This window comes from Isoptericola sp. AK164, from assembly GCF_029643425.1.
GTDB lineage: Bacteria > Actinomycetota > Actinomycetes > Actinomycetales > Cellulomonadaceae > Isoptericola > Isoptericola haloaureus.
Map to the genome: position 1 here is coordinate 3004761 of NZ_CP119106.1, position 18500 is coordinate 3023260.

Consider the following 18500-nt stretch of genomic DNA (forward strand, 5'->3'; position numbering starts at 1 on the left):
GACCTGGTCAGGTCGGGGGCCGGCGTCGCGCGGGTCGGGCGTCAGCAGGTCGCCGGGCCGTCCCACACCTGGGCGGTGCCGGGCTCCTCGCCGGTGGTCCACCACTTCGCGGTCCACTCGGCGCCGTCGTGGCTCACGACGTCGCCACCGACGTAGACGGCGCCCGTGCCCCAGGCCGCGGCGGTGCAGTCACCGGGCGCGGGCGTCGTCGTCGGCTCCGGGGTGGGCTCCCCGCCGTCGCAGGCCCCGAGCCCGGCCCACACGTCCGCGGTGCCGGGCTCGGCGCCCTGGGTCCACCACTTGGCCTCCCACTCGCTGCCGGCGTGGGCGACGACGTCGCCCCCGACGTAGACCGCGGCGGCGTCCCAGGCCGTGGCCGCGCACTCGCCGGGCTCCGGCGTCGGCTCGGGGCTCGGGGACGTCGTCGGCTCCGGGCTGGGCGAGGTGGTCGGCTCGGGAGTGGGCTCCGGCTGGTCCGGCACGTCCACCGGACCGGTCGCGCCCGTGTACAGGCCCGCGGCCAGGGCGTCGACGAGCTCGCCCTCCTCGTCGCCGGACAGGTCCCACCACATGCCGCCGCCGAGACCCTGGTCGCGCACGTAGCCGACCTTCTGGGTCACGCTCTGCGGGGTGTCGAGGGACCACCACTGGTTGCCGTCGTAGCGCCAGGCGGCGCCGATCTCGGCGTCGTAGTACTCGGTCCCGAGCGTCTTGAGGACGTCGTAGTCCTCGTTGCCGTCCTCCCACGTGCCGGGGGCCGCGCCGGAGGCCGGGCCCCAGGCGTCCGCGGACGTGGCGCCCTGCCAACCGCGCCCGTACATCGCCAGGCCGAGGCCGAGCTGGGCGGGGTCGATCCCGGCGCCGACGTACTCCTGCACCGCCTGGTGCACGGAGAACTGCCGGCTGGGCTCGCGCGGGTCGGCGGGGTCGTCGTACAGGTTGCCCTGGTGCCCGGTCAGCGCCGGGTCCCAGGCCCCGTGCAGGTCGTAGCCCTGGACGTTGCCGAAGTCGAGGGAGTCGAAGTTCCGCGGGTCGTTCCACCCGCCGGCGGCGATGTCGGCCGGGTTGGCCGGCAGGAACGCCGAGAGCAGGTAGTCCTCGCCGGTCTCGGCGCCGAGGGCGTCGAGCTGGGCGCGGAACTCGGCCAGCAGCAGCCGGAAGTTCTCGGCGTCGTTCTCGACGTCGACGTGGTTGCCCTCGAGGCCGTTGAACGACCCGGGCCACTCCCAGTCGATGTCGATGCCGTCGAACACCCCGGCCGCGGCCCCCGGACCGCCGCGCCCGTCGACGACGGGCAGGTTGCCCTCGATGTACAGGTCGAGGCAGGAGGCCACGAAGTTCTGCCGGGACTCCGCCGTGGCGGCGGCCTTCGAGAAGTTCTTCGACCAGGTCCACCCGCCCAGCGAGATCATCACCTTGAGCTGGGGGTGCTTCTCCTTGAGCTGCTTGAGCTGGTTGAACGATCCGGCCAGCGGCTGGTCCCAGGCGTCGGCCTCGCCGGAGACGCTCTCGGCGGCGGAGTAGCTCTTGCCGTAGTCGGCGTAGGCGTCGCCGGCGCCGTCGGACCCGTTCGGGCCGGTGCCCTGGGCCTTGTTCGCCTCGAAGCACTCGAGGGTCTCGTGGTGGATGTTGCCGAACGCGTAGTTGATGTGGGTCAGGTCGGCCGCGACGCCGGAGGTGTCGAGGTCCTTGACGTGGAAGTCGCGTCCGTAGACGCCCCACTGCGTGAAGTAGCCGACGTTGCGGTACCCGTTGATGGCGCTGTCGCCGGCGGAGCTCTCGGCGGCCGTCGCGCTCGTGGCGGCGACGGTGCCGAGCGCGCCCGCCAGGACGACGGCGGCGCTGGTGAGGGCTGCCGCGAGACGGCGGGCTCCTCGTCGTGGTCCAGGCATGGTCCTGTCCTTCCTGTGGTCGGTCGGTGGTGCACGGTCAGCAGGTGCCCTCGTCGGCCCAGGCGTCGGCGCTCGCCGTGGGTTCGGCCTGGGTCCACCACTTCGCGGTCCAGGCGTGGCCCGCGTGGGTGACGGCGTCCCCGCCGGTGTAGGTCCCGCCGGTCTCCCAGGCCGGGGCCTCGCAGGCGGTGCCGTCCGCCGCTCCGCCGCCGTCGCCGCCCCCGGACCCGCCGGAGCCGGCGGGCAGGTCGACGACGGTCGCGCCGCGCGGCTGGTCGTACGTCGTGGCGTAGCCCGTCCCGTCGACGGTGACGAGGACGTTGGAGAACTGCGCGATCGGCAGTGTCCACGTCAGGTTGTTGGTGATCGACCCGCCGGCGGGGATGCCGCTGGCGGGCACCGTGAACTCCGCGTCGTGGAAGTCCCCGGTCAGCCCGCCGACGTTGTCGCCGGTGTGGCCCTGGCGGGTGGCGGTCGTGCCGAACCCGGACCAGTCGCTCATCTCGCCGAGGTCGCTGGTGCCGTACTGGAACGAGATCGTGGCGCCGGCGGGGATGTCCGTGGCCCCGTGGTTGGTGAGCACGACCTTCGGGGCGATCGGGTAGTTGTTGTCGCCCAGCGCGAACTCGGTGTAGTCGATGCTCACGTCGAGCGCCCGGTCCGGCATCGTCCGGTCGGCGTTCGCCTTGGTCGCCCCGTACGGCGTGGTGCCCGACAGCCTCGTGTGCATCAGGTCGACCAGCGTGGAGCCGATCCCGTACTGCCCGGCGGCCTCGTCGTAGCCGTAGTCGCCGGCGAGCTCCCAGATCATCATGCCGCCGAGGCCCGAGTCGACGACGTAGTCGGCCTTCTCCCCGATCGCCCAGGTGGTGTCGCCCGACAGGTAGGTCCGCGTGGTCCCGTTCCACCACCACTCGTTCTTGGTGACCTCGTCGACGTGCCGGGTGTAGGTGCCCTCGATCGTGGTCGGCACGCCGTAGGACGCGGCGTAGTCGCCGACGACGCCGTCGGCGAGATTGAGCGCGTGCCAGATCGGGTTCACCCCGGCCGGGATCGGCTCACCCGTCTCGGGGTCGAGGTCGTGCCAGAGGTTGTCGATGCCGTCGGCGCCGTACCCGCACGAGCCGTTGGTGCCCGCCGGGCAGTCGAAGCCCGCCGGAGCCGGGGCCGTGCCGCCGTCGCCGTGGGTGCCGCCCTGCACGTCCTGGAACCCGCGGGTGTAGAAGCCGACGCCGAGGTTGATGCGGCCGGACTGCATCGCGCCGCGGAAGTAGTGCGCGGCCCAGTCGCCGTTGAGGTAGCCGATGCCGTCGTAGGCGGTGTAGACGCCGCCGGCGGCCAGCTCGGGGTCGTCCCCGCCGTCGAACAGCGGGGAGTTGCCGCCCACGTACTCGTTCCACGACCCGTGCAGGTCGTAGGACATCAGGTTGACGTAGTCGAGGTACTGGACGACCTGGTGGGCCTCCATGCCGCGCAGCAGCCAGCCGGAGGACGGCGAGGCGGTCGTGAGCAGGTAGTACTCGCCGTCCTCGGCGCCGGCGGCGTCGAGCTTCTCGCGCAGGGTGCGCATCAGGTCGACGTACCCGGAGAACAGCTCGCCACGGCGTGCGTCGGAGAACGCGAAGTCGTCGGGGTTGCCGGCGTTCGTGTTCGACGTCGGGTACTCGTAGTCGATGTCGATGCCGTCGAACCCGTAGGTGCGGACGAAGTCGACGACGGAGTCGGCGAAGGTGTCGATGCCCTCCTGCGTCTCGGTCATCGTGTAGAAGCCGCCCGAGGCGACCCGGTTGCCGTCACCGTCGAAGTAGCCGCCGGTCTCCGCCCAGCCGCCGACGGCGGGGATCACCTTGACGCCCGGGTTGGCGGCCTTGTACTGCGCGAGCTGGTTGAAGTGCCCGGTGTACGGCAGCGCCGGGTCCATCTCCTGGCCGGGCCAGGTGGCGTCCGTGGCCGGGTTGCCCGGCACGTCCTCGTTGACCGACACCCTGTTGTCCGGCCCGACGTGGGCGAACGCGTAGTTGATGTGCGAGATCTTGTCCCAGGGGATGTCGCTCGCGAAGTAGCTGGGCTGGTCGTTCGCGCCGGTGCGCCAGCTCGTGAAGTAGCCGATGACGCGGCGGTCGAGCCCGTTCGGCAGGATCTCGCGTCCGTCGGTGTCGTAGACGTCGCAGTACGGCGTCTCCACGCCCGCCGTCGGCTTCATGCCGTCGGGGCGGCAGACGTCGTCCGGGTTCGTCGACAGCGGCTCGCCGGGGTCCGCCGTCGGTTCGGGCGTCGGCTCGGGGCTGGGCTCCTCGGTCGGTTCCGGCGTCGGCTCCTCGGTCGGTTCCGGCGTCGGCTCGGGGCTGGGCTCGGTCGTGCCGCAGGCGCCGTCGCTGGTCCAGGGACCCCACGCGGCGGACCCGGGCTCCTCGCCCTGGGTCCACCAGCCGGCGGTCCAGTTCTGGCCGTCGAACGAGGCGACGTCGCCGCCGGTGTAGACGGCCTCGGCCGCCCAGGGCGTCGCGCACTCGACGGCGGCGCTCGCCGTCTGGGCGGTCGCGGCCGCCACGAGAGTCGTCGCCGCGAGGGCGACCGCGGCGGTGGCGGCGCCGAGTCGGCGTCGCGCCGGGTGAGGTGCTCGCATGGGATCTCCTGCTCCTGTCGTCGGGGACGCCACCGCCGGCGCCGGCCGGCAGACCCGCCCGGCCGTTCGTCGGTGAACGCCGCTCCCCAGAAAAGTAAGGGAACCTGCGTTTCTGGGGATCAGGGATGTCCACACACTTGGCCGGAGGGACCGCGACCACGCCGTACGGGTGAACCCGTACGGCGCCGTCAGTCCGCGGGGCGCAGCGCGCGGACCAGCAGCTCGGACCGCGAGGAGACGCCGATCTTGCGGAACACCCGCCCCAGGTGGACCTCGACCGTCCGCACGGAGACGGAGAGCTCGTCCGACACCTGCCGGTTGCTGCGGCCCCGGGCCACGGCGGCGACGACCTGGAGCTCGCGCGCGGTGAGCGCGGACGACCAGGCCGCCGGCAGCCCGGCCGGGCCCTCCTGACCGCTCTCGTCGACCCGCGGCGCCGGCGCCGCAGCCAGCGCGAGCGTCGACCCCGACGGCGGGACGGCCCCGGGCAGCAGGGCCGTGACCGCCCCCGCCGCGACGGACCGCTCGGGCCCCCAGCGCTGCCACGCCGCGGCCGGCGCACCTCCGCGCGCGCCCGGCTCGGCACCCAGGTGGGCGGTCAGGTCGGCCACGAGGCCGCCCACGACGTGCGACACCGGCAGCCGCGCGACCCCGTCCGAGAGCACCTCGGCCGCGACACCGCGTTCGCCCGTGCACACGAGCACCAGGGCCTGGACCACGCGCAGGTGCGCCTCCGCCAGCGGCGTGAGCGCCCCCGCGACCACCGGCCAGGGGCCGGGACGGCGGACCGTCGGCACAGCCCCGACGACGGCGCGGGCCAGCGCGGCGTCGGCGGCCGCGGGGTCGCTGTCCAACAGGTGCAGGGCGTCGACCGCCGACGCCAGCGCGGCCCGGTCGGACGGCGTCGCCGCCAGGGCCCCCACCGGCACGACCAGGCGGGACAGCGCCGCACCGGCGCCGCCCGGGGCGTGCGCGGCGGTCGACCCGTCGGGGGATCCCCGACGGAGACCCAGGGTCGGTGCCAGCATTGCGTCCGCCGCACCGGCCACCTCGGGCACCTCGCACCCCGCCGCCCGCCGGAGCCACCGCTCGGCGTCGTCGAGGTGTCCGCTCCACAGGGCGCTCCGGCCGGACAGCAGGAAGGCGCGGGCCCGCCGGACGCCGGTGGCATGGCTGATCGCCTCCCGGGCGACGAGGTGCGCCGACTCCGCGTCCCCGCGGGACAGCAGCAGGTCCGCCAGCTCCAGCAGGCCGTCCGCGAGCAGCTCGTCGCCCGACAGGGTGCTCGCCGCCGTGTGCCAGAGCGCGCTCGCCGCGTCCCCGACCCGCCGCGCCGAGCGGGCCAGCGCGGCGTGCAGCCCGGACCGCTCGGAGAGCGCGGTGCCGGCGTGCAGCGCGGCACGCACCCCGACGTCGCGCAGGGTCGCGCGCCCGTCGCGCACGGCGAGCAGCTCGCGCACCACCGGTCGGGCAAGAACGGCCGCGTCCGCCGCCGCGGCGTGCAGGACGACCTCGGCCCGCTCGGTCACCGCCAGCGCGGCGCAGACCAGCACGCGTCGCTCCTCCGGCGCGAGGACGGCCGTCGGCACGCGGGCCTGCACGGCGGGGACCGCGGGCAGCGGATCGGGCAGCAGCGCACCGCCGTCGAGGTGCACCGGTCGCAGCACGGCGGCGAGCTGGTCGACGGCGCGGGGGTCGCCCGGCGCCACCCGCTCGAGCCGCGCCACGACCGACGGCGCGACGACGGCGCGCGCACGGTCCGTGCGTCCCACCGCCGGATCGGCCGGTCCCAGGGACGTCATCGTCAACCTCCCGGTGAACCGCATGATCGATGCAGGTCACGAGTTTGTCAGGTCTCCGGATGATATCGCGCCCGATTCACCCGCCCCTGCCCGCCCGGGGCGTGGCGGACCGACGTACTGTTTCTGCATGGCTCGCCCGACCGACGCCGAGGCGTCGAGCGCGACCCGGCCGGCGCCCCGCCGGCGTCGCCCCGTGCGCTGGGTGCTGCTCGGCCTCGCCGTGCTCGCCGTCGTCGTCGTCGCGTGCACCGCGCTGCTGGCGCGCGATGCCCTCACGGCCCGGGACGCGCTGGAGGAGGCCGCGCTCATCGTCCCGGAGGTCGAGCAGTCCCTGCGCACCGGCCTCACCGACGTCGCCGCCGACGCCGGCGGCTCCCTGACCGACGTGCCCGCGCTCGCCGAGCTCCAGGAGCAGACCGGCACCGCCCGCGAGGCGACCGACGGCCCGCTGTGGCGGGTCGCCGCGCTCCTCCCGGTCGTCGGCGCGTCCGTGGACGCCGCCACGACCGTCTCCGCGGTCCTCGACCAGGTCGCCGAGGTGGCGCTGCCCGCGCTCGCGACGGCCGGGGACGCCGTCGCACGCACCGGCCGCGACGACGACGGCAGCATCGACCTGCAGCCGCTCGCCGCCTCCGCCGAGGACGTCGGCACCGCCCGCGCGGTGATCGCCGACGCCCACGCCGAGCTCGCCGGCATCGACACCACCGCGCTCCAGTCCCAGTTCGTCGAGCCCGTGACCATGCTCGAGGACCAGCTGGCCCAGCTGGACGAGCTGCTCGGCGGCGCCGAACGGGCCGCCGTCCTGCTCCCCCCGATGCTCGGCGCGGACGAGCCCCGCCGCTACCTGCTGCTGGGCCTGAACAACGCCGAGCTGCGCGCCGGGGGCGGCATCGTCGGCTCCCTGACGCTGCTGGAGGCCGACGGCGGCCGCGTCGACGTCGTCCGCCAGGCCTCGAGCGGGGACGTGGGACCGTTCGCCGAGCCCGTGGTGCCTCTCGACCCCGAGGTCGAGGCCGCATACACGACCCGCGTGGGCCGGTTCGTGCAGGACGTCACGCTCACCCCGGACTTCCCCACGTCCGCCCGTATCGCCGCGGCGATGTGGGAGCAGGACCACGGCCCCGTCGACGGCGTGCTCGCCACCGACCCCGTCGCGCTGTCCCGGCTGCTGGAGGTCACCGGCCCCGTCACCGTCGAGGTCCCGGAGGACATCGCCGACGCCATCGGCACCGAGCGGGTCGAGATCACCGCCGAGACCGTCGTCGACCTGCTCCTGCGCCGCGCCTACGACGCGCTCGACGGCGCTCGGGCGGACGCGTTCTTCGCGGTCGTCGCCAGCACCGTCTTCGCCCGGTTGTCCACCGCCGACGTCTCCCCCGTGGACGCGCTGCCCGCGCTGCAGCACGCCGCGCAGTCGCACCGGCTGCTCGTGTGGTCGGCCCGCGAGGACGAGCAGGCCCTGGTCGACGGCACCCTCCTGTCCGGCGGGTTCAGCGCCGACCGTGCCGCGGACGCGACCGGGATGTTCCTCGACGACACCGTCGTGGGCAAGCTCTCGTCCCACCTCGAGACGACGGTCGAGCACACCGGGTCGGTCTGCACCGACGACGGCCGGACGGACACCGTGACCCTGCGGATGGCCAACACCCTGGACGAGGAGCGCGCCCGCGACCTGCCGTTCTACGTCGCCGGGCCGCACGACGCCCCGGACCGCGGGACGATGTCGCTCAATCTCACGGCGTACGGCGCGCGCGACGGGGTCGTGCCGGAGCTGACGCGCGACGACGACGTGGTCGGCGGCTCCTCCGTGGTCGTGCAGGGTCGGCAGCGCGTGGCGGTCAACGTGCGGCTGACGCCCGGGGAGTCGACGGAGGTGACCATGACCACGCGCGCCCCGGCCGCCGTCGCCCGGGGCGGCGGAGCGCCGGCACCGGGCACGCGGGAGCTCTGGACCACTCCGACCGTCGGGACGCCCGGTCTGCACGTCTCCGAGGTCCCGGTCTGCGGGTGAAGTTCGTGCCGTCGTGAGGTTTCACCCCGTGCTGCTTCACCGTGCGACGGCACATGTGCCTAGCGTGAAGACGAGTGGTCCGGGACGCGCGACGAGGAGACGAGTCCGATGAGAGTTCGACGGCCTGTGGGACGAGTGCTGGGGACGGCAGCGTTCGGCGTCGCCCTCCTGCTGCCCGGCGCGGCCGTCGCCACCGCCGACGTCGACGACGACGTCCGCGTGATCGCCGACGTCGAGGACGACGTCAGCCCGAGCCCCGGACCGAGCGACGACGGGTACGGACCGCCGCCGGAGCCGACGCTGACGGTCGAGGTGCTGAGCCCGGTCTGCGACGGCGACGTGCCGTACCTCGTGTACGAGGTCGCCACCGAAGGGGTCGAGCCGCCGCCCTCGGACGTGCGGATCATCTGGGTGAACCCCGGCGGGGAGGACGTCGTGCAGAGCGAGCTCCCGCTGTCCGGGCGCGTGCTGTGGCCGGGAGCCGTCGTGGACGGCTCCGGCAACGCCGTCGACTGGCCCGGCTGGCGCCTGGTCGACGGAGAGTGGGTGGTCGGCGACGAGTTCGACTGGGTCCGACCCAGCGTGCAGGTGACGTTCGAGGTGAACCCGACGGTCACCACGACGGTCGCCTACCCGCCGTCGACGCCGAACTGCTCCACCGACCCGCCGCCCGGGGAACCGCCGACCACCGAGCCCCCCGCGAGCGAGCCCCCCGCGACCGAGCCGCCCGCGGAGGCAGCGCCTCCGCCCGACGGCGACACGCCGATCCTGCCCGTGACCGGGCCGCAGCTCACCGGGTTGATCGTCCTGGCCCTCGGCCTCGTCGCCGGCGGTGCCGCCATCGTCGTCGTCCGCCGGCGCCGGGCCGGGTGACGCCGGCGCTCAGGTCTCCAGCAGGAGGGTCACCGGGCCGTCGTTGACGAGCTCGACCGCCATGTCGGCGCCGAAGGCGCCGGTGGCGACCTCGAGCCCCCGCTCGCGCAGGTGCGCCACGACAGCGTCGACGAGCGGCTCCGCGACGGGGCCGGGTGCGGCCGCCTGCCAGGTCGGCCGCCTCCCCTTGCGCGCGTCGCCGTACAACGTGAACTGGCTGACCACCAGCACCGGCGCTCCCTCGTCCGCCACGGAGCGCTCGCCGCGCAGGATCCGCAGGTCGGCGATCTTGCGGGCGATCGTCGCCGCGTCGCCCGCCCCGTCCTCGTGGGTCACGCCCACGAGCGCGACCAGACCCGGCCGGTCGATCGCCCCGACGACCTCGCCGTCGACGGTGACGCTCGCCCGTGTCGCCCGCTGGACCACGGCCCTCACGAGGCCGCCTCCGCCGGGACGGCCACGGTGGCGCGGACCTCGCCGACCGGTGCACCACCGCCGAGCACGGGCGTGGCGGCCAGCGCGTCCAGCGCCGCCTCGTCGGTGCCCGGCACGTCGAGCGCCCCGGCGACCCGCAGGGCCGCGGACAGCACGGCGGGACGCGGCCGCGAGGCCCCGTCGAGGATCTTGAACGCCAGCGCTGCGCCACCCGGCAGCCCGGCGGCGTACACGCCGTCGGCCCCGTCCTTGGCGACGAGCCCCGGCACCGCGCGCATCGCGAGGGTGGCGTCGCGCCGCGCCCCGGCGACCAGCTCGGGGTGGGCCGACATCGCGGCGGCCACCCGCTGCGCGGGGCTGCCGACCGGCGCCGCGGCCAGACGGCCGAACGACAGCGCCAGACCCACGAGCGTGGTGGAGAACAACGGCGCCCCGCACCCGTCCACGGTCCGGTGCCGTGCCGCGCCCGGGCCGGCCAGCTCGACGACGGCGGCCTGCACCTGCTGCTGCAGCGGGTGGTCCGCCGCCAGGTACCCCGCGACCGGCCAGCCGGCGACGCGGCAGGTCGCCACCATCGCGGCATGCTTGCCGGAGCAGTTCTGCGTGAGCCGGTCCGGACCGCGCCCGGCGGCCTGCCACGTCGCGGCCGTGGCGGGGTCGAGCGGCAGGTCCGGCGTGTTCGCCAGCGACCCCTCGGTCAGGCCGGCCCCGGCCAGGACCTCGCGGGCCACCTCGACGTGCCGAGGGGTCCCGTCGTGGCTGGCGGCGGCGAGCGCGAGCTGCTCGGGCGGGAGATCCAGCCCGGCGCGCAGCATCGCCAGCGCCTGGACCGGCTTCAGCGACGACCGCGGCCAGATCTCGACGTCGGGGTCACCGGCCTCGAGGACGACCGCGCCGTCCGGGTCCAGCACGACGAGGTGGCCCAGGTGCACCGACTCCACGAGGTCGCCGCGCACGACCTCCGCCAGGGGGACGGCTCCGCGCGCGACGTTCACCACCCGTTCGACCCCTGCGACCGGCCGGAGCCGCGGCCGGTGCCGTACGGCTTCAGCCGCGGCCGGACGTCGACGAGGTAGACGATGGCGGCGACCACCGCGACGATGCTGAGGAACCCCAGGGAGCTGATCGCGCCGCCGGACGTGGGCAGCGCCAGGAAACCGAGCGCCGTGGCGACACCCAGGATGATCAGCCAGATCGGCTTGGACAGCTTGCCCTCGGCGGTGTACGCGTGAGCGGGCCGTCGCACCGCGTCGACGAGGGCGAAGACCTCGATGACGAAGATGACGACCGCCAGGATGACGAAGACGTAGAACTGCAGGCTCGCGATCACGGGCCCAGGCTACGGCAGCACGTGCAGTCCGTGGCTCCGCGCGGCGGCGGCCACCCGGTCGTCCCAGGCGGCGACCAGACCGCCGTCCCGGGTCACGGCGATCGCGCCGGCGACGTGCACGGCGTCGCCGCCGCGCAGGGGTGCGGGCCCGGCCGCCAGCACGGCGGCCTGCTCGGCCAGCTCCTCGGTGAGCTCCACCCGGTGCAGGGCGGGCCACAGCTCCTCCCACCGGGCGACCGCCTCCTCGTGCGCGGCGGCGTCGAGCACGCCGGCACGCAGGCCGGCCGCCAGCGTCGCGCGGAGCTCCACGTCCGCCAGCCGCGAGGTGACCACGAGGTCGGCACGGTTCCACAGCGCGCTGGCCAGCTCGGAACCGGCCTCGGGGACGCAGAGCTTCACCAGGGCGCTGGCGTCGAAGTAGACGAGGGCCATCGCGGTCTCCCGTCCCGGTCAGCGCCGGATGCGGCGGACGAGACCCGACAGACCGGACCCGGAGGCGGCTCGGGACGAGCCGTTGCCCGCCCCGGCCGGTTCCGCCGTCGTCGGCACCTGGTGCTCGGGACGCGGCTGGTCCGCCGGGGAGACCAGCCCGTCGCGCACGAGCTGCGTGACCAGGTCGGCGCTCTGCACCCCGCTGAGGCGGGCGACGGGAACGCCACGCTCGGTGATGATGACCTCCTCGCCGGCGCGGGCCTTCTCGATCCACGACTTGAGCTCGGCGCGCAGCGTGCTCACGGGGACGTCCATGAGCGACGACGCTACCGCAGTCCGGCCCGTCGGAGGTAGGTCGGCGCCCCTGGACCTGCTCGTGCCGCTCCCCGCGCGCCCCGCCGGCCCGCGTGGCAGGCTGCCGACGAGGCGACCCAGGGAGGGCGACCCGGTGACGACCGCACGGACCGACGACCCACCGGTGCTGCCCTCGTCGAGGGTCTGGGCGGTCTTCGGCGGGCTCATGCTCGCGATGCTGCTCGCGGCGCTCGACCAGACGATCGTGGCCACCGCCCTGCCGACGATCGTCAGCGACCTCGGCGGCGCCGAGCACCTGTCCTGGGTCGTGACGGCCTACATGCTCGCCACCACCGCGACCACGGTGCTGTGGGGCAAGCTCGGCGACCTGTTCGGTCGCAAGGTGCTGTTCCTGGTGTGCATCGGCATCTTCCTCGGCGGATCCATGCTGTGCGGGACCTCGGGGTCGATGGGCGAGCTCATCGCCTGGCGCGCGCTGCAGGGCGTGGGCGGCGGCGGTCTGATGGTGCTGAGCCAGGCGATCATCGGCGACGTGGTCTCCCCGCGCGAGCGCGGGCGCTACCAGGGCCTGTTCGGCGCCGTGTTCGGCGTCGCCTCGGTGGCCGGCCCGCTGCTGGGCGGCTGGTTCGTCGACAACCTGTCGTGGCAGTGGGTGTTCTACGTCAACGTGCCGATCGGGGTCGTCGCGCTGGTCGTGGTGGCCGTCGTGCTGCCGCCCATCACGCCGCGGGCGCGGCCGCGGATCGACTACGCGGGCATCGTGCTGCTCGCCACGGTGTCGACGGCGATCGTGCTCGTCACCAGCCTGGGCGGGACCGCCTGGGGCTGGGGCTCGCCGCAGGTCCTGCTCACCGGCGCGGTCGCCGTCGTCGGGATCGTCGCGTTCGTGCTCGTCGAGCGGCGCGCCGCCGAGCCCGTGCTGCCGCTGCGCCTGTTCACGAACCGGGTGTTCTCGGTCGCTGCTGTGGTCGGCTTCGTCGTCGGGTTCGCGATGTTCGGCGCCATCACGTACCTGCCGCTGTACCTGCAGACCGTCAAGGGATCCTCCCCGACCGTGTCGGGGCTGGAGATGACCCCGATGATGCTCGGGATGCTGCTCACCTCGATCGGCTCCGGCCAGCTCATCACCCGCACCGGCCGGTACAAGGTGTTCCCGGTCGTGGGTACGGCCGTGACCGCCGTCGGGCTGTTCCTGCTGTCGCTGATGGACCGCACGACCACGACCACGCAGGCCGGCCTGAGCATGTTCGTGCTCGGCACGGGGCTCGGCATGGTCACGCAGGTGCTGGTCATCGCCGTGCAGAACGCCGTCGCCTACCGCGACCTCGGCACCGCCACGTCCGGTGCCACGTACTTCCGCACGATCGGGTCCGCCGTGGGCGTCGCCGTCTTCGGCACCGTCTTCGCCAACCGTCTCGCCGCCAACCTCACCGCCGCTCCCCCGGCGGGCGCCACCGGGCCGTGCGGGCCGGCGACCCTGGAGTCGTCGGTGGAGACCCTGGCCCAGTGCCCGCCGCCGGTGCAGGAGTGGTTCCTCGACGGCTACACCGACACCCTGCAGACGGTCTTCGCGTGGGCGGTGCCGGTCGCCGTCGTCGCCTTCGCCCTGTCCTGGCTGCTGCCCCAGGTGGAGCTGCGCACCGCCACCCGCGAGGCGGACCTGACGGACGTCGCCGGGCAGGCCGCGGGGGACGCCTTCGCGCTCCCGGCCGCGCGCACCTCGCTGGAGGAGCTGCGCATGATCCTGTGGCGGCGGGTGGGGGTGCGCGACCCGCTGCGGGTCTACGCCGTCACGGCCGCCGACGCCGACCTCTCGCCCGAGGAGGCGTGGATGGTCACCCGCGTCTCCCTGAAGCGCCGCCGCGCGGTCTCCGTCATGGCCGAGCGCAGCGGAGCGTCCGTCGCCACGGTGCGGCACGTGGCCACGGGGCTCGCCGCCCGCGGCCTGCTGCGGTTCGACGGGGACTCGGTCGTCGCCACGGACCAGACGGACCTCGCGGCGGAGGTGCTGCGCGAGAGCGAGCGGCGCCGGCTGCAGCAGATCGTGCGGGAGTGGCACGACCACGACCCGGACGTCGAGGAGATCGCCGCCGAGGTCGAGTCGATCCTGTTCCACGAGGCGGCCGACCCGGCCCCCTGACTCCTCGTCCTCCTCGTCTCCGCTGTGGGCATGAAATCTGCAGTCTCGGGCGGGTCCGGGCTGCAGATTTCACGCCCACAACGGCGTCGAGCGGCGGGGTCAGAGCTCCGGCAGCGCGGCCCGGGCCTCTCCCGCGGGCACGCCGGCGGCCTCCAGGGTGTCGACGACGGGGGCCCGCAGCAGCACCACCAACGAGGCCACGCCGAGGTCGTCACCGCCGACCAGCCGGGGGTCCGCGGCGGCGGCGACCTCGAGCAGCAGCGCCCGGGCGTCCTCCATCGATCCTCCGCCCCCGAGCGCCGTCGACAGCAGCCGCACCCCGCCGGCGTAGCGCTCGACGAGATCGGCGGCGGCGGTCACGTCGGGCCAGGAGCCGTCCGGCCCGACGACGGTCGGGGCGCGCCGGGCCAGCACCCGCACGCTGCGCATCGCCCGGTCCAGGAGCACGGCCTGCTCGGCCAGCAGCCGGAACTCGGCCCAGTGGCCGCGGTTGACGCTCACCTGGGCGATCTCGGCGGACCGTCGCGCCCCGTCACGCCACTCGGCCAGCACCGGTTCGCTCGCCCGGCCGCGCACGAGCGCCGCGCCCAGCTCGTCCAGGTCCCGGGCGCGCAGCCCGCGGGCGATCGACTCGAGGGTCTCGGCCAGCTCACCGGTCCCGTTCGCCGCCTGGACCCGCAGCCGGCGCCGCGGGTCACCCGGCGTCAGGACGGTCACCACCAGGGCGACCAGACCGCCGATCACGGCGTCGGTCCAGCGGCCGAACGCGCCGTCGGCGGCGACGGCGAGCGGCAGCCCCACCACGACGATCGCCTGGACGCCCGCCTGCGTGACGAGCAGCGGCCCGCGGTCGATGAACCGCGCCAGCAGGGCGGAGACGAGCAGCACCACGGTGAGCTGCCACCAGCCGGAGCCGATGACCTCGACGACGAGCTCGCCCATCCCGACGCCGACGGCCACGCCGACGGCGACCTCGGCCACCCGGCGCAGCTCGCGGTCGAACGAGAAGCCGAGACAGACCCAGGCGGCCACGGCCGCGAAGAAGGGCTGGGCGTGCCCGAGCAGGAGGTGCGCGATCCCGTAGGCGGCCCCGGCGGCCAGCGAGGCCTGCACGATGGGCCAGAACCCGGTCCGCACCCGCGCCCAGCCCTGGCGGAGCCGGATCCGCCGCAGCAGGCTCCGCACGGCCGTGCCGGCGGCGGCGCCCGCCCGGCGCGGGTCCGGCCCGGCCCTCACCGTGCCGTCACAGCAGGCTCTGGGCCCCGTCGTTACCGCGCGGGGACAGCCCGCGCATCGTCTCCCCGCGTGCGGCGGGCCGGTCGGCGGAGACGCCCTCGCCGGGCACCACGACCTCCTGGGCGGCGGCGACGGCGATCTGCTCGGCGTCCTCGCCGGCACCCACCGGGCCGACGACGGCGAGCGTGGCGTCGGTCGGGACGTTGCGCTTGACCACGGCGAGCGCCACGGGGCCGAGCTCGTGGTGGCGGGCCACGGTCGTGACGTGCCCGACCACCTTGCCGTCCGGGCCGTCACGGCGGACCTCGGCGCCGGCCTCGGGCACCACGTGCTGGGAGCCGTCGAGGTGCAGCATGACGAGGCGGCGCGGCGGACGGCCGAGGTTGTGCACCCGCGCGACGGTCTCCTGCCCGCGGTAGCAGCCCTTGTGCAGGTGGACGGCGGTGCGCAGCCAGTCGAGCTCGTGCGGGACGCTGCGGTCGTCGACCTCGCGGGCGAGCCGCGGCCGCCAGGCCTCCACGCGCAACGCCTCGGTGGCCCAGGTGCCGGCCAGGCGCCAGCCCGCGGCCTCGCGCTCGGCCACGGCGTCGGCGAGCTGCTCGCGCGGGACGAGGACCAGACGCCAGTCGCGGTCGGCACCGGGGTGCTCGGCGGCGGGCGGGCCGTAGCGGGTGCCGCCGCCGACGACCTCGGGCCAGGCGTCGCGCCAGGTCACCGGCTCGGTCTCGGTGCCCTCGGCGTCGACGGGCTCCCCGATCGCGGCGTAGGAGTCGGTCACGTCGGTGATCTCGACCCGCATCATGAACTTCATCCGTTCGAGCCACGCCACCAGGGGCTCGACGTGGTCGCGCTCGGTGATGAACCACGTCGACGTGCCGTCGTCGACGAGCGCCACGGCGTGCTCCGTGCGCCCCTGGGGGGAGAGCACGAACAGCTCGGTGGACGTGCGCGGGGCCAGGTGCTCGACGTCCTGCGAGGTGATCGAGTGCAGCCAGCTCAGGCGGTCGGGTCCGGTCAGACGCACCACGCCGAGGTGCGACTGGTCGACGACGGCCCCGCCGCGCGCCAGGGCGCGCTGCTCGGCCACCGGGTCGCCGTAGTGCCAGGCGACGCCGGCGTCGGGTCCGGACGCCGCGACGGCGCCGGTGCGGTTCAGCAGGGGGCTGCGGTAGGTCATGCGCGGTCGAGCTCTCCGGACGCGTAGGACCCCATCGGGTGGCCGAAGGCGGCCAGCTCCTCGACCCAGAGCAGGCGGCCCTCGACGTTGCCGTAGAGGCGCTTGGCAGCGGTGACCTCGGCGGCCGTCGAGGTGCGGGCGACGAAGTCCGTGGCCAGGTCCACCCGGCCGTCGCCGACGACGCCGAGGAAGAGCGAGAGCCGCCCCGAGGCGTCGGTGACGAGCACCTCGAGGGGGTGCTGGTTCTCGCCCAGCCCCTCGGGACGTTCCGAGGCGACGCGCCAGTAGCCGGTCTCGGTGGACCACACGGTGTCGAAGGCGGCGCTCTCGCCGACCTGACCGTCGGTGGTCTCACCGTCCGCGGCGGCGCCGGAGCGGACGGACAGCGTCGACTCGAACCGCAGGTACGGTCCGCCGTCGTGGTCGAAGACGAGCTCCTGGCGGAACTCCGTCTCCTCGATGCCCTCGTACTTGATGACACCGCCCCCGGTCCACCGGCCGACCAGCCAGGCCAGCGGGTACACCTCGGGCGCGAGCCCCTCGGGGAAGGTGAACGGCATCAGCGCTGACCGTGGAAGAGCTTGTAGACGACGTAGGCCGCGAACCAGGTGATCACACCGACGGTGACCACCAGCAGGCTGGTGAAGAAGATCTCGAGCGCGTGGATCGACATGCCTCGATGGTACCCATCGGCGTCGGGCTAGGGTCCACGTATGACCGAGACCACAGCGCAGCGTTCGCTCGTCGTCAAGACGACGTCCGGGACGGATCGCCCGGAAGCCGCGAACCAGGCCCTGACGGTGGCCGCCGCGGCCGCCGCCGCCGGGGTCCACGTGTCCCTCTGGCTCACCGGCGAGGCGGCGTGGTTCGGGGTGCCGGGCCGTGCCGACGAGCTGGCGCTCGAGCACGCGGCCCCGGCCGCCGAGCTGCTGGAGGCGGTGCTGGCGACCGGGACCGTGACCGTGTGCTCCCAGTGCGCGGCCCGACGGGACATCGGACCGGACGACGTCCTGGACGGCGTGCGCGTCGCGGGCGCGCCCGTGTTCGTCGAGGAGTCGCTGCGCCCGGGGGCCCAGGCGCTCGTCTACTGACCGGCGCGTCCCCGCACCGGGGGACGAGCCACGACGGGACGGCCCACGGGGCGGGCCCGGGCGCGGATCAGGAGGGGGCGCGGATCAGGAGGGGGCGCGGATCAGGAGGGGGCGCGGCGCAGCCGCCGTCCCAGCAGGTAGAGCTCGCAGCCCAGGCACAGCCCGACGGTGGCGTTGAGCGCGGCGGCGACGAACGCGAGCCCGGCGGCCCACGGCAGGACGGCGAGCGCCCCGGCCCAGCCGGCCACGACGCCGACCCCGGTCACGACGAGTCCGACCGTCTGGGCGAAGCGGGGCGGACGGACGTCCTCCAGCTCCTCGGGCGGGGCCAGCCGCGGACGGATCAGCGTCCGGAAGAGCCAGCCCTGCCAGGTGGCCTGCGGACCGCGGACCGCGCCGGGCACGAAGCTCAGCGCGACGACCGTGAGCAGCACGAGCGCCGACGTCGTCGGGCCCAGGAGCACGACGACGGCCAGCAGCACCGCGGTGATGCCCGCACCCACGCGGGGGCCGCGGGGGTCGATCCGTGGCGGGGACGAGGTCTCGAGGCTCATGCGGTCCTCCCGGGGACGGGTGCGGCCTCCACGCTACCGAGCGCCTCGCGGGCGCGCGCCGGCGTCATGCCGCCGGAGGCGCGCGCGACCTCGGCACCGGTGCCGTCCAGCACCAGCACGGTGGGGGTGCGGTGCACCTGGGCGCGACGCACCAGGTCGGGACGGTCGTCGACGTCGATCTCGAGGTGCACGACGCCCGGCTCCTCGGCGGCCAGCGACCCGAGCGTCCGGGCGGTGGACCGGCAGGCCGAGCAGACCTCCGCCGAGAGCTGCAGGAACGTCACGCGCTCACCGGGGGCGACCCCCTGGGCGGCGAGCTCGTCGGTCCAGCGTGCGTCGGCGTCGTCATCGCCGGACGGCGCCGTGGCGCGCACCCGGCCCTGCGCCGAGCGCCACACCAGTCCCAGCACGGTCGTCACCACGAGCAGCGCGACGAGGGCTGTCCACTGTGCGGTCATGCGATGGCCTCCTTCAGATCACCGTCGGGTGGGAACATATCCGTTTGCATGAATGTTCCCGACCGTCGACGACCCGGAGACTACGCGGCCCCGACCGGGACCTCGACGACTGTCCACGACGCCCGTCC

The 18500-nt window shown here is 74.9% G+C and carries 17 protein-coding genes; 4 read left to right on the plus strand and 13 right to left on the minus strand.

Annotated elements, in window-relative coordinates; genetic code table 11:
* Positions 1-41 precede the first annotated feature (41 nt).
* The 3 genes from PO879_RS13820 to PO879_RS13830 form a co-directional block, all read right to left on the minus strand.
* Positions 42-1892 (minus strand): glycosyl hydrolase family 18 protein, encoded by a 1851-nt coding sequence (locus PO879_RS13820; protein WP_278235448.1) that lies wholly within the window; start codon positions 1890-1892, stop codon positions 42-44.
* 37 nt (positions 1893-1929) lie between these two features.
* Positions 1930-4518: a glycosyl hydrolase family 18 protein gene (locus tag PO879_RS13825; RefSeq protein ID WP_278235449.1), complete on the minus strand. Its 2589-nt coding sequence runs from the start codon at positions 4516-4518 to the stop codon at positions 1930-1932.
* A 188-nt stretch (positions 4519-4706) separates the two neighbouring features.
* Entirely contained in the window at positions 4707-6320 is a 1614-nt protein-coding gene (locus PO879_RS13830) for a helix-turn-helix transcriptional regulator (RefSeq protein ID WP_278235450.1), read from the minus strand.
* A gap of 127 nt (positions 6321-6447) precedes the next feature.
* Here PO879_RS13830 and PO879_RS13835 point away from each other — a divergent pair, with 127 nt between their 5' ends.
* Positions 6448-8331, plus strand: coding sequence for a DUF4012 domain-containing protein (locus PO879_RS13835; RefSeq protein ID WP_278235451.1), 1884 nt, complete (start codon positions 6448-6450; stop codon positions 8329-8331).
* A gap of 126 nt (positions 8332-8457) precedes the next feature.
* Positions 8458-9204 (plus strand): LPXTG cell wall anchor domain-containing protein, encoded by a 747-nt coding sequence (locus PO879_RS13840; RefSeq protein WP_278235452.1) that lies wholly within the window; start codon positions 8458-8460, stop codon positions 9202-9204.
* Between the two features lie 9 nt (positions 9205-9213).
* Here PO879_RS13840 and dtd read toward each other — a convergent pair whose 3' ends face one another.
* The 5 genes from dtd to PO879_RS13865 are packed head-to-tail and all read right to left on the minus strand — an operon-like array spanning position 9214 to position 11716.
* Positions 9214-9639: a D-aminoacyl-tRNA deacylase gene (gene dtd, locus PO879_RS13845; protein ID WP_278235453.1), complete on the minus strand. Its 426-nt coding sequence runs from the start codon at positions 9637-9639 to the stop codon at positions 9214-9216.
* Positions 9636-10637, minus strand: a complete 1002-nt coding sequence (locus PO879_RS13850) for an asparaginase (RefSeq protein ID WP_278235454.1) — start codon at positions 10635-10637, stop codon at positions 9636-9638. Before PO879_RS13850 ends, dtd begins: the two co-directional genes overlap by 4 nt.
* Positions 10631-10969: a DUF2516 family protein gene (locus tag PO879_RS13855; RefSeq protein WP_278235455.1), complete on the minus strand. Its 339-nt coding sequence runs from the start codon at positions 10967-10969 to the stop codon at positions 10631-10633. Before PO879_RS13855 ends, PO879_RS13850 begins: the two co-directional genes overlap by 7 nt.
* A 9-nt stretch (positions 10970-10978) precedes the next feature.
* A complete protein-coding gene (locus PO879_RS13860; protein WP_278235456.1) occupies positions 10979-11401 on the minus strand; it encodes a type II toxin-antitoxin system VapC family toxin in 423 nt (140 codons plus the stop codon).
* 18 nt (positions 11402-11419) lie between these two features.
* A complete protein-coding gene (locus PO879_RS13865) occupies positions 11420-11716 on the minus strand; it encodes a type II toxin-antitoxin system prevent-host-death family antitoxin (RefSeq protein WP_278235457.1) in 297 nt (98 codons plus the stop codon).
* Between the two features lie 133 nt (positions 11717-11849).
* On the opposite strand from PO879_RS13865, the gene PO879_RS13870 reads away from it, so the two are divergent.
* Positions 11850-13856 (plus strand): MDR family MFS transporter, encoded by a 2007-nt coding sequence (locus PO879_RS13870; RefSeq protein WP_278235458.1) that lies wholly within the window; start codon positions 11850-11852, stop codon positions 13854-13856.
* A 99-nt stretch (positions 13857-13955) separates the two neighbouring features.
* On the opposite strand, the gene PO879_RS13875 is transcribed toward PO879_RS13870, so the two are convergent.
* From PO879_RS13875 to PO879_RS13885, 3 genes are read right to left on the minus strand one after another with little or no spacing between them, the layout of a single operon-like run.
* Entirely contained in the window at positions 13956-15092 is a 1137-nt protein-coding gene (locus PO879_RS13875) for an FUSC family protein (RefSeq protein WP_278235459.1), read from the minus strand.
* Between the two features lie 7 nt (positions 15093-15099).
* Positions 15100-16269 (minus strand): glycine cleavage T C-terminal barrel domain-containing protein, encoded by a 1170-nt coding sequence (locus tag PO879_RS13880; protein ID WP_278235460.1) that lies wholly within the window; start codon positions 16267-16269, stop codon positions 15100-15102.
* The gene (locus PO879_RS13885) at positions 16266-16829 is read right to left on the minus strand and encodes an FABP family protein (RefSeq protein WP_278235461.1); all 564 of its coding nucleotides are present in this window, start codon (positions 16827-16829) and stop codon (positions 16266-16268) included. The genes PO879_RS13880 and PO879_RS13885 overlap by 4 nt, the downstream gene beginning before the upstream one ends.
* 153 nt (positions 16830-16982) lie before the next feature.
* Between PO879_RS13885 and PO879_RS13890 the strand changes: the two genes are divergently transcribed.
* Positions 16983-17360, plus strand: a complete 378-nt coding sequence (locus PO879_RS13890; protein ID WP_278235462.1) for a DsrE family protein — start codon at positions 16983-16985, stop codon at positions 17358-17360.
* Positions 17361-17461: 101 nt separating this feature from the next.
* Here the strand turns inward: PO879_RS13890 and PO879_RS13895 are convergent, their stop codons facing one another.
* Complete coding sequence (locus tag PO879_RS13895; RefSeq protein ID WP_278235463.1) at positions 17462-17914, minus strand: DUF4395 domain-containing protein; 453 nt, start codon at positions 17912-17914, stop codon at positions 17462-17464.
* Complete coding sequence (locus PO879_RS13900) at positions 17911-18372, minus strand: thioredoxin family protein (protein ID WP_278235464.1); 462 nt, start codon at positions 18370-18372, stop codon at positions 17911-17913. The genes PO879_RS13895 and PO879_RS13900 overlap by 4 nt, the downstream gene beginning before the upstream one ends.
* Positions 18373-18500 lie beyond the last annotated feature (128 nt).